The sequence below is a fragment of the Ferrimicrobium acidiphilum DSM 19497 genome (assembly GCF_000949255.1).
In the GTDB taxonomy this organism is placed as follows: Bacteria; Actinomycetota; Acidimicrobiia; order Acidimicrobiales; family Acidimicrobiaceae; genus Ferrimicrobium; species Ferrimicrobium acidiphilum.
On record NZ_JXUW01000012.1, the window covers coordinates 1 to 18820 of the forward strand.

At 56.8% G+C, this 18820-nt stretch carries 18 protein-coding genes; 6 read left to right on the top strand and 12 right to left on the bottom strand.

All coding sequences use genetic code 11. The features are described from left to right. From istB to FEAC_RS07035, 4 genes are all read right to left on the bottom strand, one after another. Positions 1 to 699, bottom strand: a 699-nt coding sequence (gene istB, locus FEAC_RS07020; RefSeq protein WP_052565951.1) for an IS21-like element helper ATPase IstB, incomplete at its 3' end; no start/stop codon positions are given. After that, entirely contained in the window at positions 693 to 1646 is a 954-nt protein-coding gene (locus FEAC_RS07025) for a Mu transposase domain-containing protein (RefSeq protein ID WP_160290348.1), read from the bottom strand. The genes istB and FEAC_RS07025, both read right to left, overlap by 7 nt. Then, a complete protein-coding gene (locus FEAC_RS07030; protein WP_052565955.1) occupies positions 1549 to 1875 on the bottom strand; it encodes a transposase in 327 nt (108 codons plus the stop codon). Before FEAC_RS07030 ends, FEAC_RS07025 begins: the two co-directional genes overlap by 98 nt. Before the next feature lie 85 nt (positions 1876 to 1960). After that, entirely contained in the window at positions 1961 to 2251 is a 291-nt protein-coding gene (locus FEAC_RS07035) for a helix-turn-helix domain-containing protein (protein ID WP_052565957.1), read from the bottom strand. Positions 2252 to 2663: 412 nt separating this feature from the next. Between FEAC_RS07035 and FEAC_RS07040 the strand changes: the two genes are divergently transcribed. Together FEAC_RS07040 and FEAC_RS07045 are read left to right on the top strand one after the other, a co-directional pair. Further along, positions 2664 to 3290 (top strand): hypothetical protein, encoded by a 627-nt coding sequence (locus tag FEAC_RS07040; protein ID WP_152623124.1) that lies wholly within the window; start codon positions 2664 to 2666, stop codon positions 3288 to 3290. Continuing rightward, complete coding sequence (locus FEAC_RS07045; RefSeq protein ID WP_152623125.1) at positions 3287 to 4222, top strand: hypothetical protein; 936 nt, start codon at positions 3287 to 3289, stop codon at positions 4220 to 4222. Before FEAC_RS07040 ends, FEAC_RS07045 begins: the two co-directional genes overlap by 4 nt. Positions 4223 to 4470: 248 nt before the next feature. On the opposite strand, the gene FEAC_RS07050 is transcribed toward FEAC_RS07045, so the two are convergent. Beyond that, entirely contained in the window at positions 4471 to 4761 is a 291-nt protein-coding gene (locus FEAC_RS07050; RefSeq protein ID WP_152623126.1) for a hypothetical protein, read from the bottom strand. Positions 4762 to 4973: 212 nt separating this feature from the next. Here FEAC_RS07050 and FEAC_RS07055 point away from each other — a divergent pair, with 212 nt between their 5' ends. Then, positions 4974 to 6845, top strand: coding sequence for an IS1634 family transposase (locus FEAC_RS07055; protein ID WP_052565958.1), 1872 nt, complete (start codon positions 4974 to 4976; stop codon positions 6843 to 6845). A 194-nt stretch (positions 6846 to 7039) separates the two neighbouring features. On the opposite strand, the gene FEAC_RS07060 is transcribed toward FEAC_RS07055, so the two are convergent. The 3 genes from FEAC_RS07060 to FEAC_RS07070 form a co-directional block, all read right to left on the bottom strand. Next, positions 7040 to 8296 carry an MFS transporter gene (locus FEAC_RS07060; RefSeq protein WP_052565960.1) on the bottom strand — a complete coding sequence of 419 codons (1257 nt, stop codon included), beginning with the start codon at positions 8294 to 8296 and terminating at the stop codon, positions 7040 to 7042. Between the two features lie 61 nt (positions 8297 to 8357). Continuing rightward, positions 8358 to 9074, bottom strand: a complete 717-nt coding sequence (locus FEAC_RS07065; protein WP_035389136.1) for a type 1 glutamine amidotransferase — start codon at positions 9072 to 9074, stop codon at positions 8358 to 8360. Further along, entirely contained in the window at positions 9071 to 10372 is a 1302-nt protein-coding gene (locus FEAC_RS07070) for a DUF1727 domain-containing protein (RefSeq protein ID WP_035389138.1), read from the bottom strand. The genes FEAC_RS07065 and FEAC_RS07070 overlap by 4 nt, the downstream gene beginning before the upstream one ends. 234 nt (positions 10373 to 10606) lie before the next feature. Here FEAC_RS07070 and FEAC_RS07075 point away from each other — a divergent pair, with 234 nt between their 5' ends. The 3 genes from FEAC_RS07075 (at position 10607) to FEAC_RS07085 (ending at position 13465) form a co-directional block, all read left to right on the top strand. After that, positions 10607 to 11548, top strand: a complete 942-nt coding sequence (locus FEAC_RS07075; RefSeq protein ID WP_035389140.1) for a LysR family transcriptional regulator — start codon at positions 10607 to 10609, stop codon at positions 11546 to 11548. A gap of 90 nt (positions 11549 to 11638) precedes the next feature. Further along, entirely contained in the window at positions 11639 to 12553 is a 915-nt protein-coding gene (locus FEAC_RS07080) for an SDR family oxidoreductase (RefSeq protein WP_035389142.1), read from the top strand. 255 nt (positions 12554 to 12808) lie between these two features. Further along, entirely contained in the window at positions 12809 to 13465 is a 657-nt protein-coding gene (locus tag FEAC_RS07085) for a phosphate signaling complex PhoU family protein (protein WP_081901053.1), read from the top strand. Here the strand turns inward: FEAC_RS07085 and FEAC_RS07090 are convergent. The 4 genes from FEAC_RS07090 to FEAC_RS07105 form a co-directional block, all read right to left on the bottom strand. Further along, on the bottom strand, positions 13462 to 14112 hold the full coding sequence (locus FEAC_RS07090; protein WP_052565962.1) for an ATP-binding cassette domain-containing protein: 651 nt from the start codon (positions 14110 to 14112) through the stop codon (positions 13462 to 13464). The two genes, FEAC_RS07085 and FEAC_RS07090, sit on opposite strands and share 4 nt — an antisense overlap. Continuing rightward, positions 14105 to 14944, bottom strand: a complete 840-nt coding sequence (locus FEAC_RS07095) for an ABC transporter ATP-binding protein (RefSeq protein WP_035389146.1) — start codon at positions 14942 to 14944, stop codon at positions 14105 to 14107. Before FEAC_RS07095 ends, FEAC_RS07090 begins: the two co-directional genes overlap by 8 nt. Next, the gene (locus FEAC_RS07100) at positions 14941 to 18072 is read right to left on the bottom strand and encodes an FtsX-like permease family protein (protein WP_035389147.1); all 3132 of its coding nucleotides are present in this window, start codon (positions 18070 to 18072) and stop codon (positions 14941 to 14943) included. Before FEAC_RS07100 ends, FEAC_RS07095 begins: the two co-directional genes overlap by 4 nt. Positions 18073 to 18172: 100 nt before the next feature. Next, positions 18173 to 18820 (bottom strand): response regulator, encoded by a 648-nt coding sequence (locus FEAC_RS07105; RefSeq protein WP_035389148.1) that lies wholly within the window; start codon positions 18818 to 18820, stop codon positions 18173 to 18175.

An 18820-nucleotide genomic window follows, 5' to 3' on the forward strand; every position in this document is an offset into this window, starting at 1 on the left:
GTTCATCTGGATAACGTGAGCGTTACACAGGAGACGATCGAGGACTGCATCAGAGAGCGTCGGATCCCCAAGTGCCTCATGCCAGGAGTCAACGGGAAGCTGTGAGGTGACGATGGTCGACTTGCGTTCAGATCGATCCTCCAATACTTCCAATAGGTCCGAGGGTTCGCTCCCTGTGAGTGGTGTGAGTCCGAAATCGTCTATGACTAGTATCTCAGCACGTGAAAGGCTCTGTAGTACCTTCAGATACCTTCCATCACCTCTGGCGATGGCTAGATCCGCAAAGAGAGCTGGTGCCCTCCGGTACAGTGCACTATGGCCAGATCGAATCCCAGCGTAGGCAAGTGCACACCCAAGGTAACTCTTACCTATTCCAGTTGGACCGGTGACCAGAATGTTCTGGTGTGCATCTACCCAGTGAGATGAGCTAAAGCCCATGATCATCGAACGCTCCAGTCCCCTCGGGGTGTGAAAGTCGAGGTCCTCAATGCTGGCTTGATGTCTGAGCTTGGCAGCTCTAAGCCGGGTAGCGAGCCTTCTGGCCTCTCGATCCATTGCCTCCCGGTCTACTAACATTGCGAAGCGTTCCTCAAAGCTGAGCTCGAGGTATTGGACACTCTCTAGCTGCTCACGAAACGCGTCTGCCATCCCCTTCAAACCAAGGTCTGTCAGGGTCCCAATCGTCTGGTTGTTCAACATGTCACGTTCTCCTGACCCCCGGCAAGCAGTTCCTTGTAGTACTCGGTTCCCCTGATGTTTTGATGCTCAATAGGTGGCGGGCCAGGCGGTGGGGCGAGTGCGACGGCATCGAGTCCGTTTTTCAAGATAGAGACCACGCTCTTGTACAGGGGGCTATGGATCGCTATTGCTCTCTCACATGCCGCCTCGACACGCTCTGGGGTATAGACCTTCGATGCCAAGTTGAAGATGCCTCTGCACTGGTTAAAGCCTTGTTCTGGGTAGTGCCTCCCAGACATGATCGTCTCACAGACCACCTGGGTACTTGGTCCTATCGTCCGAGCCCACTTGAGTATCCTTGCCGGGGTCCATGATGCCTGGGCCTGGTGACTCGAGGGCATGTGCGCAAAAGAAGTCTGGTACTGACCCTTCCTCTCGCATCGTTTGTGACTCGCTATGCGCACTCCAGCCGAGAAGATCTCCACTGTGGTTCTGGTAACCCGTACATCAAGAGTTTGGCCGACCAGATCGTAGGGGACCGAGTAATAGCCGTCTAGGACCCGTACGTGGTAGTTCATCTGGACTTTGAACCGCTTCCACTCCGCATATTCATACGCCGTAGTAGGCAGAGGACGCATCACTGGTTTGTCCACAGCCTCAAACACGCTCCTTCTGGTTCCCTCTCGTCTTTGGAACCCTTGAGCGTTTAGCTCCTCTAAGAGCTCGTAGATTGCCTGGTTGAGCTCGTACAGGGAGAAGAACTTGACGTGACGGAGCCTGGCGAGGATCTGGCGTTCGACGATCAGGACTCCTCCTTCAACGGCGGCCTTATCTCGAGGTTTTCGGGGTCTAGCTGGTAGAATCGTGACCTCATAGTGCCTGGCCCACTCCAGGTAGCTCTCGTTGAATACCGGGTCGTACTTGGATGGCTTGGGTGACCACCGCTTTGGGGTTGTCTGGAACGACACACATGGGCACTGCTCCCATGTACTCGAATGCCGCTGTTCCCCCTGCGGTCCATGACTCAGCCTTCTGGTTGGCAAACGCCTTGGCAAAGATATAGGAGCTTGCCCCCATCACCGTGACAAAGAGCTGAGCTGCGAAGTTTACCTCACCAGTGTGGTCGTCCCAGATCGGGACCGTATCACCGGCAAAGTCACAGAAGAGCTTCTCTCCGCCGCGATGCTCAAAGTGCATGACCACTTCATTGATCTTCTTCCATTCTCGGTAGCGAGCACAGAACCGTGAATAGCTGAGCCCATTTGGATTGCGCTCCTTGTACTTAGAACCAGAGCAGTTGTAGGGTCAGGTGATTATGAGCCTGTATCTCGGTGGCCACCTCCTGCCAGTTGGGAATCACGGGCGTACTCTTTGGTGTCTCAACCGCGGCGAACAACAACTGCTCCAAGCTCTTCGCATCCATGCCCGCTGGAAGTGGCCAGCCGATCTCGTGCTCTGCTGCCTTCTCTAGATACGTAGCCACGCTTGGCCGAGATACTCCCGTCTCCCGGCTGATTACCCTGACACTCTTGCCCTGCGCACTGAGGCGCAGTACCTCTTCGATCTTTCTCATTGGTATCCTCCTATTGGGCATGTGGCACCTTTGGGTGGTTGGTTTTGAGTCACCACATAAGGATGCCACAGCCTCTTTGCATCCATTGTTCCTGAGTCCGTCTCGCGCCCTCTAGGGGGTGGCACATTTCAGCGAGAATACACAACCCGATACCGCAAGACCCAAGTTGACGCTAGGGCAAGAGAGATCCAACGCCTCGAGAAGGTTCTACAGGACGCTGGCATCAAGCTCACCTCGGTCGCCTCTGCGGTCCGAAAGAGCAAAGGTCAGTCTCCCTTCGCTTCTTCTAGGGCTAGGAAAAGAACTTTCGCAAAACCTAGATGATGCCGTGTAATCGTCACCACAATATGTTAGGATAATGTTTACACCAGACGACAACTCTGGTAGTGATGATTACCATAAGGGGGTAATGATGGAGCTAAGGAACATGGTTCGAGGTGGGGCGATTGTAGTCGTCAGTCTTGGACTCGCTAGTGTCGAAACTGGCCTGCAATTGAGTGCTCATGACACTCCAGCCCCTCAGGCCTCTAATGCCGACCAAGGCATTGACCTGGGGCAGGTGTCCGGGGTTTTGACTCCGACGCTGATGACACCCACGGTTGCTCAGGACGCAGGAACATTGGCAAATATGTTGCCGACAGCCAACAAGAGCATGGCTCCTCCTAGCGTGGTCGTCCCGCCGCAAACGACCTGTTCCTTGTTTCCAAACTACTTCCACAATAGTGTCCACAATCCTGGCGATATAGGAATACGGTGCACGGTTAGTTGCGGCGCAGCCCAGAGTTCCATCACCCTCGATGAGAGACTTTATCTGCACTACTGTAACTATCTTTTCTGCTACAATGAACTATTGGGTTCTGGCACGTATCAATCGAAGCCAGGTTGGTCGCAGTTGAAGCGTGGTGTCTATGGGCCCTGCGTCTCCGGCCAAACCGATTCCTACTACAGTACGACCGTTGCAACGGTTGTTGGTGATGGGATAACGACGACCCTCACTGGCACTTCGGGCCCAACAAGCTTGAAGTGTGTTCCGAGGTGACAGTGACCTACGTTCGAGGCATGTCCGATCGCCAACGGCTGTTCTCCAGCCGTGCGTGGGATCTACATCTTGAACGCCCATCTGATGCAATGCCATTAGAGGAACAAGGGGCGACTGCACAAGATCTCTTGCATCCCCTGGATTTGGCAGGCACCTTAGCCCATCGGGATGGATTCGTGGTCATGTATGGATCTGAGGTTTGGGGGAGGGTCTCAGAGTGTTGTGAGGAGCCTTGGCTGAGTGACCTGACGGGAGGCGCCGTATTCCCTCTCGCATTGCGAGTCGATAACACCGGCGAACGACGTGCAGTCATCCATGCACCCAGGCTCTGGCCCATTGAGCACTACTTCAGCAAACCTCAGGTCAGTGTGTCGAAGGAAGCTGACCTTGACATGTTCGCACATGCGCTACTCGACCTGCTCCCGCCTGGCCTCAACAATGCGACACCAGGTACACCTGCGAATTTCATACAGATTTTCCTTAGCTCGTATGAACAGTGGGAATGGGAACACGTCACCGCCAACAAAGATTTTCCGCTCTGGGAAGATAAGCCCATTGATGGCATTAACTTTACTACCGTTCCGGGCTGGAGGGAGGTGGCCAAGGAGTTGCTGTTTACGCCACTGCTCGTTCTCGGCCCCATCCTACTCGACGCCTTCTACAAGGCAGTGTTTCATGAGCAGGAGGACCAGTCCCCGTCCCTGGAACCAACCTATAGAGATCTTCTCGATCGACCTGGGGGATACTCTTTGACCCGCGCTACCAGGTACAACACCGATGCTCCGGACTCCGTTCTCCTGTACGAAGTACTCGGCACCCTGGAGGACGTGCTGCATCTGAGTCGTGGACCACATAGCAGGTATGCGATCGCAGACTTCCTTGAGACGCTGGAGGAGAATGTCGATGGCCTCTTGTTAAAATATGTCCATTAGGTCGTTGCAACCTTCCTACAGAAGCTGCCTACGACAGATTGGCCGGACGGTTGCCAGCTGACGGCTTCCGCTAGCCAGACGAACCGGGGCTCATCTGTTCATCTCTGTCCTTTCTTGGCCGCGATTGAATTCACCTTGCGATCCCAAGACGATGCCAGAAGCTGGTCGACGGCGAAAGAACAGGTTGTGGCACAAGTAGTTTCATCCGTACTCTCGTAGCGTTCCTTTTTCATGCGCGGTCCTCCTTGTTAACCAAACGGGTTACCGATGTAGCTGATCGTTGACAAACCGACATGGGCTCCGACCTTAATCGGGGTGTTCATGGTGACAATGGTGACGTTGTTGGCGCCAACAACCTCGATTCTGGATGGACCCAGCGTCCTCGATCCCACAAGGGCTACTACGCCATAGCTTTGCGTGTTGCCCTTGAAAAGCACAATATCACCCTGCTGGGGTGTGGGTGCGCTCGCCAGCTCCTGCTTCATCACTGACGGTTGAGTTGACAGCGTGATGCCGTCATGCGAGAGTATTGTTGGCACCACATTAGCCCAACTTTCGGAGAATCTTCCCGAATTAGCGTCTAGCTAGATCTTTTTGCCCGATTTCGATGGGTTATCCACAGGTGGGATTTGTATTATGGCAGGTTATATACCAGGTGGGGTATGTTTGGAGTTGAATGTAGTGTCCTAATTATTAGAATACTTGTGATTAATGACAGCATTCCCTCCTACTCGCTGGTAGCATCGACTCTATGTACATCCGCTCAGTTGATACCAAGGCCAAGACCGGTGCAACATATACCAAGTATCAACTCGTCGAGTCATATAGAACTGAGAATGGTCCAAGACAGAAGATCATCTTGACCCTCACTGATCTAGATCTCGAGAAGCCTCTCTGGCCAGCTCTAGCTCGGGTGATTAGTGACCGCCTATCTGGGGTGGAGTCGATCTTTGACGAGGATCCAAAGATCGCTCACTATGCCGACATGGTGATGACCAAGCTCAGTGTGAAGAGCGAGATCACTACAAGTGATAGCAGACGAGACAGTGAGGCGGACTTTGAACGTGTTGATCTAAATACCGCCGCAACCACAAAGGTACGGAGCCTTGGTCCAGAGCTCATTGGGGAGAGGTTCTATGATCTCCTCGGTTGCGAAGAGATCCTGGCGAATGCAGGGCTACCTGCGAAGGTACTCCCGATCGCCAAGGCTGTCATTCTCGCTCGTCTCATCCATCCAGGCTCTGACCTTGCTACCTACAGGTGGATCCGGGATAACTCCTCATTTGTCGAGCTGGCTGGTATTGAGATCGCAAAGTTTACCAAAGACCAGGTGTATGAGGTCGCTGACGCACTCTATGGGGTAAAGGACGAGATCGAGAGAGCGCTCTTTCGCTCCTCGTCCACTCTGTTTCCAACTGATGAGACCCTCTTCCTCTTTGACCTGACCAATACCTACTTCGAGGGCAATGCCAAGGCCAATACCCTTGCTAAGTATGGCCACTCCAAGGAGAAGCGCTACGACTGTGCGCTTGTCTCACTTGCCCTCGTGGTTGATGCAAGAGGATTGCCCATCTACTCCGAGATCTATGAGGGTAGTGTCTCAGAACCAAGGACTTTAGCTGATGTTTTGGCCCACCTCGAGGAGTTGAGAGGAGAGACGCTCTTTGCTGGGGTTACCCCTACCATCATCATGGACCGCGGTATCGCAACTGCTGACAACGTTTCACTCTGTATCGAGAAAGAGCTCAACTACGTCGTTATCGAACGAGCCAACAAGGCGAGTCTCTACAAAGAACACTTCCGCTCTCTAGAGGGATTCGTAGAGGTCACCGATGCCAACGGTTCAGCTGTTGGACTAAAGAAGCTCCAAGAGGGCCAAACCAGTGTGGTTCTGTGCTCATCTGTAGGGAGAAAGAATAAAGAAACGGGGATCGCCAGTCAAGCTAGCACCAGGTTTCTAGCTGACATCGAACGATTGAAGCGCTCTATCGCCAGGGGTGCGGTGGTAAAGACCCAACTCGTCTCAGAGAGGATCGGACGCATCAAGGCTAAGTACCCAAGTGTTGCCGGTAACTACGACTTTTCGCTCAGCTACCACGAGGATCATGGCAAGGTCATAAAGCGGAGTCGAGTAGACCGGGTCATAGATCTCACCATTACTGAAAAGCCGACCAAGACGGGTAACGACTACCTACGTGGTGCCTACGTAATAGAGACGAGTCACAACGAACTCACAGAAGCCGAGATCTGGAATCTCTATATGACCTTAACCAGAGTCGAGAATACCTTTCGGTCCCTAAAGAACGATCTTGGCCTTCGTCCCGTCTATCACCAGCTAGCAACGAGAACCGCTGCTCACCTGTTCATCTCGGTACTTGGCTATCATCTCCTCAGCGCTATTGAGCTCACCTTGCGATCTAACGATGACACCAGGAGTTGGTCGACGATTAAAGAACAGGTCTCTACCCACGCTAGGACCACCATGGTGTTGACTAGTGACGAGGGGATCGTCAATCACATACGGGTCTCCTCTGTCCCAGAGCCAACACAGCGCAAGATCTATTCTCTTCTTGGGGTCAGGGACCCCCTGAAGCGCACAAAGACAATTGCCACGCGTTTGTAGTGTCCTACTGCTCTAACCCCAACCCCTCTACCAGGGAGAATGCGGATGAGTTTCGAAAGTTGGCGTATGAGTAACGACACAGACATAATCATCGCTGGTCAACTTGGCACGGACATCACCAACCCGCCCGGCTAACACGCACCCCGCCAACGCTACGAGGCAGCACATGAGATAAGCAGAGCCTCGGTCGGCTCTCAGCTCTCAGCCGAACGCAGGGCACCTTCAGAGACGGCGGCGATCCCAGCCAGACAGAGCAAGGTGAGCGCTCCAGCAGCAAGGAAGCTCCCTCGCAAACCAAGGAGCTTGGCGCTTACTCCACCAAGCACTGCGCCAAGCGGCACCGCTCCCAACGCAACCAGCCTATACGCGGCGGTAGCTCGACCGAGGATCGCAGCGGGTACCACCCGCTGGCGGAAGCTGACGGTGGTCACGTTGTAGCACCCAACGCCGAACCCAGCGATCGCCAAGGCTAACCCTGCGCTGTAGGGGTCGACGAGCATCCCCGGGCCGGCGAGGCCGACGGCGATGGCGAGTACTGACCCGGCGAGCAGCTTGCCTCGTCCGACCCTCCGGAGGCGCTTGGTGGCGGCGGCGCCCGTAATCCCTCCCACGGCGAAGCACGACAGCAGCAGGCCGTAGCCGACTCCGGATAGTTCTAGCGGTCCCGGTGCCACCGCGTAGAGCACCAGCACCACCAAGACACCCTCGGAGGCTACGTTCGCAATTGCGGTCGTCGCCATAAACGCACGTAGCTGGCGATGACCAACCACGAGCTTCAATCCCTCGACCACATCTGCGCGAAGGCTCGAGGCTCGCTTGGCGTCGCTCCCGTGGAAGGCGGTGCCAGAACTGGCGAGCACCACCGCAGCGAGCGCGTAGCAGCCCGCAGCAGTCCACATCGGCGCGACGAGCCCGACCGCCACCAGGACCCCGGCTAGCGGCGGGCCACCGAGACTTCCCACCGCGTGCTGCATGGAGAACAGCCAGGCGTTCGCACGCTCCAGGCCGTCCGAGCCCACCACCTGGGGAAGCAGTGCGGAGCCGGTCGCGGCGATGAGCACTTGAGCACTGCCGACCACGAACGTCACCAAGTCGAGCACGGCAAGGCCGACCGGAACCGAGTCGAGCAACACGGCCAGAGTCGCTAAGGCGACTGCAGCTAGCATCGCAGCACGAGCCATCGTCGTCCGGCGCTCGGCCCGATCGGTGGCCAGCCCTGCGGGCAGAGCGACAAGGAGCTGCGGCAGCGTCGCCGCTAGTCCGACTCCAGCTACCGCAGCTGGCGTGCGAGACACGTGCACAGCGATCAGCGGGAACGCCGCCAGCACCAGACCGTCACCCAGAAACGACCCGCCCTGAGCTAACAGGAGACGGTGAAGACCGAAGTTCGAGGAGCGTAGCCTCAGCCAGGGGCGACGGTCCCGCCGCCCCGGACCGAGCGCCTCCGTCACTTATCCGACCTCAAAACCTCGGCTGTTGCAGCCGCCGGTTGCACTCGCCAAGTCTCGACCGTTAATGCTTGCCCCTCCATAGCGCCCCCGCTTTAGCATGAGCGCGCTCAGCGTATAGCGCCCAGTGACTACCCGGGACCTCCTCGGAGGCGATACCGATCCGATCCAAGAGCCACAGCGCGATCCCCGGGTTACGAGCAAGTATCGGCCCATGTAGGTAGCTAGCGACAATAGGACCATAGACGATACCGTCATATCCGTCCTGGCCGTTGCCATTGCCCTCGTGCACCTTCGCCAATGGCTGGCATCCTTCATCTAGAATCGTCATCGCTCCGTGATTCTCAAAACCGGTAATCAACGACTGCCCCACCCCGATCAACGGTGTTCCAAGAACCTCGCCAACCATACGCCCGGGTGCTCTTAGGCTATCGACCGGCAACAGACCGAGGCCCGGCAAAGTTGACTCCCCGACGGCAAAGCTGCGCCCCAACACTTGATAACCGGCGCAGACGGCCAGTATCGGACGCTCCTGCTCAACCACACGATGCAGAGGGGAGCCCTCGGCCAGACGTCTGGCAGCCAGAGCCTGCGGGCCATCTTCCCCACCACCGAGTAGGTAGATATCACCATCAGTAGGGACCTCATCGTTGATGCCCACCGAGACTAATTCGGGCACACGACCGGCAAGCTCGACCAAGTGGGCAAGGATTCGCGCATTCCCTTGGTCGCCATAGGTTCCGAGCACATCCGGAAAAAGAGAGATAATCCTTACCGTCATGGGGCCGACTCCGCCGTCAAGGCGACAATTGCTCCTACCTCGGCGCGTATGGCCACCAACGATCGAAAAGCCGTGTAGTTACCGAGGTAGACGATACGACTCCTGCCGCTGGACACGAGTCGATTAGCCGCCAACCGAAGCGCTGCAAGCTGTGAATGCTCTACAATCACCTCAAATCCTGCCACCTCGAGGCGCAGTGCTAGATCCGTCGCACGCTCCCCAGTCACGATAACCGGGTTACGCGCAAGCCTCTCAAACTCGACGTCCCAAATCCATGAGGTATCCAGGCCGTCAGCTACACGAGCATTTAGACCGAGAACCAGTTCGCAGTCACTGTTATCGACAATGGACAGATTCGCATGCCATCCTGCTGGGTTCTTGGCAAGATAGGTGACCAGAGACGGCATCGCTGGCAAGCTCGTCAGCCACCAAGTTGCAAAGCGCCCCTCCACTCCCGACGAGAGACTCAAGCGAGCGGCAACCCCCTCGACCGCACCTTCGGTTACCACCGCTACAGCCACCGCAGCCAAGAGCGCGTTCAAAAGGTTGAAGCCCCCAGGTAAGCCAGGATGCATGGATCCAAGCTGAGTACCATTCTTCGAAAGTCGACCATCCTCATCGACCTCATAGTCAGCAGAGGGCTCGCAAAGCCCGCACGAGGCACAACTCCAGGTGCGTGCATGCGTCAACTCGCCAGTACAGCGAGGACACGACTGCGCATCGCCTTGCCACTCGGCTGGTCCCTTAACCCACAAACATCGCTTAAAGCCAGCGGCATTAGCCACGATCAACGGATCAGATGCGTTAGCGACCAGAGTATCGATCGTGGAAGCAGACTCACCGATACGAGCAGCCAGCCGTCGCACCTCTAGGTTGCGGTCGAGCTGATCTCTGGACATATTCAACCACACCAGGACCGACGGCTCCAGACTCTTGGCAACCGAAGGAACATATGCCTCATCGACCTCAAAAACCGCATATCGAGAGCTTATTTTGCTCGCCGCCAGCACGCTCGCTATCCCCCAAGGAAGGTTGGATCCACGGTTTGAAAGCGTATCAGCACCAAGCAGCGAACGCACGAAGGCGGTGGTCGTCGTCTTGCCGTTGGTGCCAGTCACGAGCACACTTTTAGTTTGACGCATAGAGTCATCGTGACTATGGCTGAGAAATTTGGGGTCAATCGTGAGCGCAATCCGTCCCGGAAGTGTCTGTCCTTGAAAGCGTGGAACGGCTTTCACACCGAAAGCCACGAGTTGGGCGGTACGCCTTGCGGCGCTGGCGCGTAAAGGGAGATCCATCAGCGAGTATCCTAACTGCCAGCGGCAGCTCAACGGACGTGAACCTCTAGACCGAATCCTACCGAGTGCAAAAAGTGAAAGGAGCCGACAGGGGGGCGCCGGCTCCTTTATAGGGAGCAACGGTTCTGGGGGGGGAACCATTTCCGTTGCTGTATTACATACTACTTACTTGCCCCCCTGGATCCAAAGCTTTTTTATGATAGCTTGTATCACTTTTTCCGATAGGCTGCACCCATGGAGCTCCGCCAACTACGTTCGCTCCTCGCGGTCGAAGAGGCAGGGAGCTTCTCAGCAGCTGCCGAGGCACTTGATACCGTTCAATCGAATATCTCCAGTCACATCTCTCGGCTCGAACGAGAGCTGAATACGCTGCTCATCGACCGTCGTACAGGGACTCTCACCGAGGAAGGAGAGATTGTAGCCCGCCGGTCACGCCGGCTTCTCGAGGAGCTAGAGGAGATCTACTCTGACTTGGATGGTCTTAAGGCCGATATCACCGGCCGCGTTCGACTAGGAGTCATTGCAACCACTGCAAGCTGGCTGCTGCCGCTGCTACTCGACCGACTAAACACCACCCACCCACGTCTCGAGATCGAGATTGCCGAAGGCACCGCCGCATCTCTGCAGCGGCGCCTCCACTCAGGCAACATCGACCTTGCACTACTAACCACTCCACTAACTATCGATGGACTGACCTTCGAATCGCTCTTCACCGAGACCTACGTGCTCATCGTAGGACAAGATCACCCACTCGCCCAACAACAATCGATCTCACTCTATGAGGCCGTGCAGTACCCTCTCATTGTTCCTCCGAACCATGTCGCCTTTCGCGAAGAACTCGAGGCGATGGCCGCGACTAGAGGGCTTCAGCTACGTCACACCGCCGAGATCGATGGGCTCCACATCGTCGCTATTCTCGCCCTGGCTGGATTCGGCTCTGCCATCCTACCTTCGAGCGCGATTCTCAGCCTGTCACAGCTCAAACCTCGGGTCTCCATCCCTATTGCGGATCTCAATCCACGCAGGGTTGGGATCGGGCGCTATCGAAATCGCATCCAGTCCGCAGCCTCTAAGGCTGTCGTCGAGACTCTCCTCGCAGTCCTCCGATCCCCGACAACGACACTACCCGAAGGTATCACCGTCGCTATCCGGAACCCAGACCGTACGCGTGTCTGAGATAGTCGATCTCAGCTAGAAATCGTCGATGTTGCCTTTGAATGCCTCAGGGTCGGTCGTAGAATGAGGGTAGTACTACTAGGAGGACAGATGACAAAGTTTTGTGACCAGCGAGTTGTGATCGTCACAGGAGCGGGGCGAGGTATAGGGCGTGCTCACGCGCTATTGTTCGCCGAGCATGGGGCCAAGGTGGTGGTCAATGACCTTGGAGCCGAGGTAGACGGCTCCGGATCTGGATCAGGCCCTGCGGGAGAGGTCGTCGATGCCATACGGGCAGCAGGCGGAGAAGCCGTCGCCAACGGAGATGACGTTTCGTCCTGGGAGGGCGCGCAGAGAATCATCAACACAGCCATCGATACCTACGGTACCCTCGATGTCGTAGTCAACAACGCTGGCATCCTCCGCGACCGGATGATCATCAATATGACCGAGGATGAGTGGGATCTGGTCATCGGTGTGCACCTCAAGGGAACCTTCAATATGATACATTGGGCAGCGAGCTACTGGCGGGAGCTCTCCAAGGCAGGGACCCCTCGCGATGCTCGTATCATCAACACCACCTCGGCCTCGGGCATCTACGGCAATGTTGGCCAATCTAATTATGGGGCTGCAAAGGCAGGAATCGCCTCGCTTACCAATATCGCAGCGATGGAACTCGGTCGCTACGGCGTAACCGTCAACGCAGTTGCCCCTGTGGCCCTTACTCGCATGACAGAAAATCTAGGCATAGTGGCCGATGACGACGCCAAGGCGAAGGAACAACTTGCGCCAGAGAACATCTCACCGCTCGTCGTCTGGCTGGGCTCAGATCGATCGCGTTCAATTACTGGACGAGTGTTCGATGTCGCAGGAAATCACGTCGATGTCGCCGAAGGATGGCACGCGGGCCCTGGAATTGACGCTGCTGGAGTCCGCTTCACCGTCGAGGAGCTAGACCCGCTAGTGGTCGATCTTGTCGGAAAGGCACGCAAGAACGCCGATATGTCAGGTCACGAACCCGCCTAGCCAACACCAACCTCTCTCGAAGGACTAAAGGCGGCCAACGCCAGCCGATCGCCTATGTGAGGAAAGCACATAGGCGATCGGCATTATGAGGGCGACCATCGACAAGTACGGTTGACGCGGCCAATCTTGTAACCGAGCTCAAAGCTTGGAGTTGGGCAAGTACGAACATGGCGTGCACATACCACTGAGCGCTCGAGCCCGAGAGTCAACCAGATCGGGAGTCCACCCAGCTTCGCCTTCTAGACTGATGGCCTAATGAGTATTGTGCATAGCTATCGTTCAGCCTCGATAGATCAGCGCGTCCTCGAGCTCTTTGCCCTCGTGGGGGATAGTTTTGTCGGCGCAAAAGAGGCGTTGCTCCACAGCGACACCTCAATCACTACCCGACTCGTCGATCGCGAACGCCGTATCGATGAACTCTACGGCACACTCCAACACGAGGTGAGCCAAAGACTTATGGAGGATGACCACCAACCTGGAGAGCTGCACTATCTGGTTGGGATAGTTCGCATCATTCCAGAGCTTGAGCGGAGTGGAGATCTCGCTGAGCACATCGCTCGCAAAGCTTCGCTCGACCTCACACGTGATCTCAAGCCGCGCTGTCGTGGCATCATGGAGCAGATGGCCGAACTCGGAGCCTCGATGTGGACACAGGCATCGTTAGCCTTCGACGCCCAGGACCCTAGCGTGGCCAACCATCTCGATCAGCTCGACGAGAGTCTTGACGATCTACATGTGTCGTTCATGACCGAGGTAGCCTCCTCGTCGCCTCCGATCGCGATCGCCATGGAGCTGGCACTCGTAGGCCGCTTTCTCGAACGCTTTGGCGACCATGCAGTCAACCTAGCGCGAACAACTGCGAGCCTAATTACCCAGCTTGATCCGTATCCAAAGGCGAGCTCTGAAGACTAGAAATCTGCGTTAGACAGTAGGCCATCGGCGAGAGCTAGACTTCTGTGCGCGTACTCGGTGATAGCTTGGTCGTGAGCCGCGACCACGACCAGATTACCGGCGTTGGCATGACCCACAAGAAGCTCCATCACTCGCTCTCGATTACCGGCATCGAGTTCAGAGGTGGGCTCGTCGGCTACCAAGACTTTGGGGGCGACCGCCAGGGCTCTAGCCACCGCTACTCGCTGCTGCTGCCCACCCGAAAGCTCTCGAACCAAGCGTTCGGAGAGGCCATCTAAGCCGACCATACCCAAGAGTTCGTCGACCGGACGCAGACTACCAGCGCCTCGCCAGAGCTTGCGTCCAAGTTCAACATTTTCAGACACCGTCAGCGCGGCCACGAGCCCAAAGGCTTGCGGAACTAGAGCGGTGTCCAAAAGATCAGCACTACGACGTCTGCCATCGGCCATCACCAGCTCTACCGAACCGCTATCGGGTCTCACGAGTCCACAGATGGCGTGTAACAGCGTCGTCTTGCCAGACCCAGATGGTCCGATCATGGCGACCATCTCACCCACTTCGTAGCGGAGTTCGGGAATCGAGAGGATCTGGACTGAACCGCGGCGAATCTCGAGATCCTCCACCTCCACCGCGACTACCTCACTCATGGTCGCCCTCCTCCACCAATCGCAGTTCGAGCCCTCGCTCGATCTGGGTTACCTTCACCAGTGAATCCGGGGGCAAAACGTGGCGCAGATGTGGAGGCAGCTGCAAGGTGCCATCCTGGCCAACGACGGCGAACTCCTCACCGAATCGCCCCTCAGCGCCAACCCTACCGTCGCGGATCGTGATAGTCCGAGGCATCGCACTGGCGATGTGCGGATCGTGAGTGACGATCACTACCGTCGTATGATACTCGGCGTTGATCCGCATCAAAAGCTCCACTACCAGGTCGCGGCTGACGTGGTCTAGCTGGCTGGTCGGCTCGTCGACCAACAGCACGCTCGGATCATGCACCATGCCCACCGCCAACGCACACATCTGCTGCTGACCACCGGAGAGGGTGCGCACCACGCGGTGGGCGATCGGTGCCAACCCAAGCGTCTCCAACAACTCCTGTGCTCTTGCTCGCGACGCCTTGGTATCCGCCGCAAAGACGAGGTTTTCTAGCACCGTCCCGTATCCGATCAGGTTATTGGTCGCCCCCTGGAGGACTAGCGAGACCTCACGGCCACGAAGTCGGGCCAGCTCTCGAGACTTATACTGGCTGATATCCTTCTCACCAAGAAATATCCTTCCAGCCGATGGATTGAAGAGGCCAGCTATAAGCCTGAGCAACGTTGACTTGCCCATGCCCGACGGCCCGAGCAGTGCCACCACCTCGCCAGCGGCTATCTCTAGGTCGACCCCACGAAGAGCAACGACGTCACCCTCTGGTATCGGATATAGGTGTACGAGTCCTGACACCCTGATCCCTAGCTGATGGGTAGTGCTGCTCATCGATCACCTGCCCGAAGTTCATCAAAACTCGCTCGCCCTACCACCCGTGCGGCGGCGAATACACCGACGACAACCGCGACTACTACCACCACCGCTACCACCACGATCTCGGAGACTATCGGTAAGGCGTAGCCAAAGTGGAGATGATCGAGGCCAGAGTCGATCTCAGGCAGGACCGGTAGCGCCAATCGTGCACCCACGACTCCCGCCACCACACCGGCGGCAGCGGCGGCGACCACCAAGATCACAGCCTCGAGTATGTAGGCGAGTAGCAAACGGGGTCTACCAAGACCTAGCACCCGCATCGCAGCGAACTCAGGGATCCTCCCCCGACCCTCGACGAGCAGCTCGAAGGCGAGTCCCAGCAACACAACGACAATGCCAGCGGCCGCTGCGATTGGGAACAGACGTTCAGCGAGTCCCAACGGCTGATCGGCGTATGAGCTGGCAAGCGCCTTAGAGGAGTTAATCGAGTCGATCACCACCCCTTCGTGTCGGAGTCGACCGATTACGCTCGCTGGTGCCCCCTTTGCAAGCCAGACCTGGTCGCTGGCTAACGAGGTTGAATTCTGCACCAACTCGGCCTGAGTGAGGTCGACGATGCTGGCGTCGCCTCCGACCGATGGCAACGATGCAAGCGTAAGAAATGGTCGAATGTTGATCTGGTTGCCATCGACTCCATTAACGACACCGGTTCCAACTGCAGAGACCACGTTAGCCGACAGCGTTGATCGCACCGATGAACTGACAATCGCTGGCAGATAGCTTGGGTAACTCTTTGGAACGATGGCGATATTGGAGCCACCGGTGGCTGGATAGGCACTAAAGGAGAGACGACTGGGACTCGTCTCGACGCTGGTCTGCACGCCGGTGGCCGCTCGCCAAGACGTACCAAGCACGCCTGGACTCTCCCCAACGGGCAGCTTGACGCCGCTTAGCTCCGAAAGTTGAATAGCGAAGTGAGCGCCCGGAGAGGTGTATCCACCGTTGGTGATCACCGAGTATCCGATACCGGAGAAGAGGCAACCGTCGCGCACACACCCGACGTGGAACGAGGACGTATGATAGCTCGCAGTCAGAGGAACATAGATGATGTCAGGCGAGTTCTGAGCCTCGTTGAGCAGGGTCAACTCAAGGTCTACCTCCGCACCCGCTGGCACCTTACCGGCCATGCGGGCGCGAACCGTCAACGTATTAGAGGTCACCCTGAAGGCCTTGTTGTTGAACGGAGCGAGTTGGCGAGCGATAGTCGTCACCGGCACGGTGCCTACCGCCTTCGGCCAAGAGGCCACCCGCCCAAACCTACTCGCCTGCACCGCCAGCGTCGTTCCGCTCGCAGCCTTATAGAGTTCGGCAGCCATCACCGCGTTTCCACTCGGATCCGCGTGATCTACCGCAGCGACGAGGCCGAGATGTTTGGGCAATGATACCGTAAGCACCTTCCCCGCCCCGACTTCATAGTCAGCCACATCGGTTCGATGACGGCCGATGACTGACTGTGCTCCAAACCCAAAAACCACAAGAGCGAGAGCGATTCCAAACGGAATGATCTGGCGCAACATACCAGAGCGTGCTCGCAGCTGGCGGACGCTCAAGTACCATGCAATGTGTCGCCCCTTGCGAGTGAAACGACGCGCGAGCCGAAGTAGCAACGAGGTGAGTGCGATCACCACTATCGCTACCCCCGCCCCCAAAAAGGCTGGAGCAGCACCTGCTAGCGGATCAACACCGCTGCCAGTCGTCGGTGCGATCACGAGCTGTGCCGTGAGCACCGCCGCTACCACCACGATAAGCACGTCTACAAGTGCACGGAAACGGCCTCGGTTTCGCAACGCCGAACGGCTAGCCTCTAGCACACCCCGCCTGAGCGCAGTCGCTGCTGCAACAACCGTAACCACGAGTGCCGCAACGACCACCGCCAACCCGGCTAAATACGTCGTCGGCAAGATGTATAGCTGGGTTCCTGGCGCGAAGTAGGCGTGACCCACCTCGGAAACCGTCAGGTAGGCGCCGAGAAACCCGAGCGGACTGGCGACGATCAACACCACCAGTGGCTCACCAATCGCTCGGAGAACGATGCTGCGCGGGCGCACACCCCGTAGCTGGGCGAGTCGAAACTCACTCATTCGGGATTGAACCATTCGCCAAATCAAAGTACCAAAGACGATGAGCCCAAGGAGAACAAGCTCCAAAATAATCACCGTAACCAGAGTCGCCATTGAGTTCTGCGAGCCGATAATCCCTAGGATTACCGAATACAGCCCCGAGCTAGCGGCCGCACTATCATGGGTCGCCACCAGACGGGTGTATCGAGCAATGATGCCGCCTGTAGTGCGGTAGTTGCGGATGTTGACTACAGGTGGCCGTAACGGCATCTGGAGTATGCGGTCCACCCCAAGATAGGTGTTGAAGTTGTTGGAGCTCGTGAGCCCGAATGTAGCCTTGCCTCCAAAGAACCCGGGAGCCACCACCAGAGGGTCGAGCTGGACGGTAGAGCCGGAACCAGAGCCGAACGCGAAGTAGTTGGATCCCCACCAGTAGTTGGTCTGAGTATCAGGGGTAGCGTAGGTGCCAACTACCCTAAAGTCACTGCTGGCCCCGGCTCCAGGCACCCCCGCCGCAATCAGCCCTGGGGTAACTTTGATGGTCGAGCCGACGGCTACATGAAGGTAGTTCGCGGTGCGAGCGCTCAGCAGAAGCTGTCTGTCAGTAGTCGGGCAATGTCCACTAGTGAGTTGAAGATGCGCACATATATCTGTGCGCTCAAAGAAACTTGACTCAAGGACGGCGCCAGCTAGATGAGGGCCAGGAGTGACCACACTCGGCACAAAGGCGGTCAACAGTGGATGAGAAAACAGAGGGCGCCCATTTAGGCGCGGAGCCTGATGCTCAGCGGCGACGAGCTTGGCTCGATCAAGTGCTCCGGTCGACCCCACCTGAAGGCCAGTTCTGCTAACCGGTGCACTTCGCAGCCCTCCGATGAGCACCGAGTTCTGTGCTGAACCTAGATAGATAGGTCCAATCGTCGCACCGAGTATGGCGACCACTGCGGCCACCAATAGAAAGACAAGGGCGCCCAGCCGGAAACGGATCCCACGGATGAATAGTCCAATTCTTGCTCCACCCATCGCTTTAGCTAGTTAACAATCTTCTGGCACACACTGACACTCGGTCGAGCCTAGCTGCTTGCCAAGCAGATGTCAAGAACAGAACGAGCTTTGATACCAACTATCTCTCATGATCGAAACGCTTACGCTCTGCGAGCCGAGCCCCCATCGCCGCTACCTGGCTCCGATGACGGACCCCGAGCTTTGCCAACAGGTTGGAGACGTAGTTCTTCACGGTCTTCTCGGCTAAGTACACCTCAGCCGCGATCTCCCGGTTAGTCCTGCCCTCGACGATCAGATCAAAGATCTTACGTTCCTGTTCGGTGAGGTTCGAGAGCGGATCATCGGCGCCATCGCGCAAGCGCTCAAGAAGCCTCGTGGTAAGGCCAGCATCGATCAGACTCTCGCCAGCAGCGATCCTCTTGATAGAATCAACAAGCTCATCGACCTTTATCTTCTTTAGCAGGTAGCCGGAGGCACCTGCCATAATCGCTGAAAACAGGGCTTCGTCATCCGAGAATGAGGTCAACATGATGCACTTCAGGTCGCGGTCTTGTGAACGCAGATCACGACAGAGACTGACTCCATCTCCATCGCCCAGTCGGACGTCTAGAATGGCGACATCGGCATCGATCAACGGAAAACGCTGTAGAGCCTCCTCGACGCCACCAGCCTCGCCAACCACCTCGAACTCGGGATCTATTGTTAGCAACGCGACGATTCCGCGTCGTACCACTTCATGATCTTCAACGATAAAGAGTCGTATCAT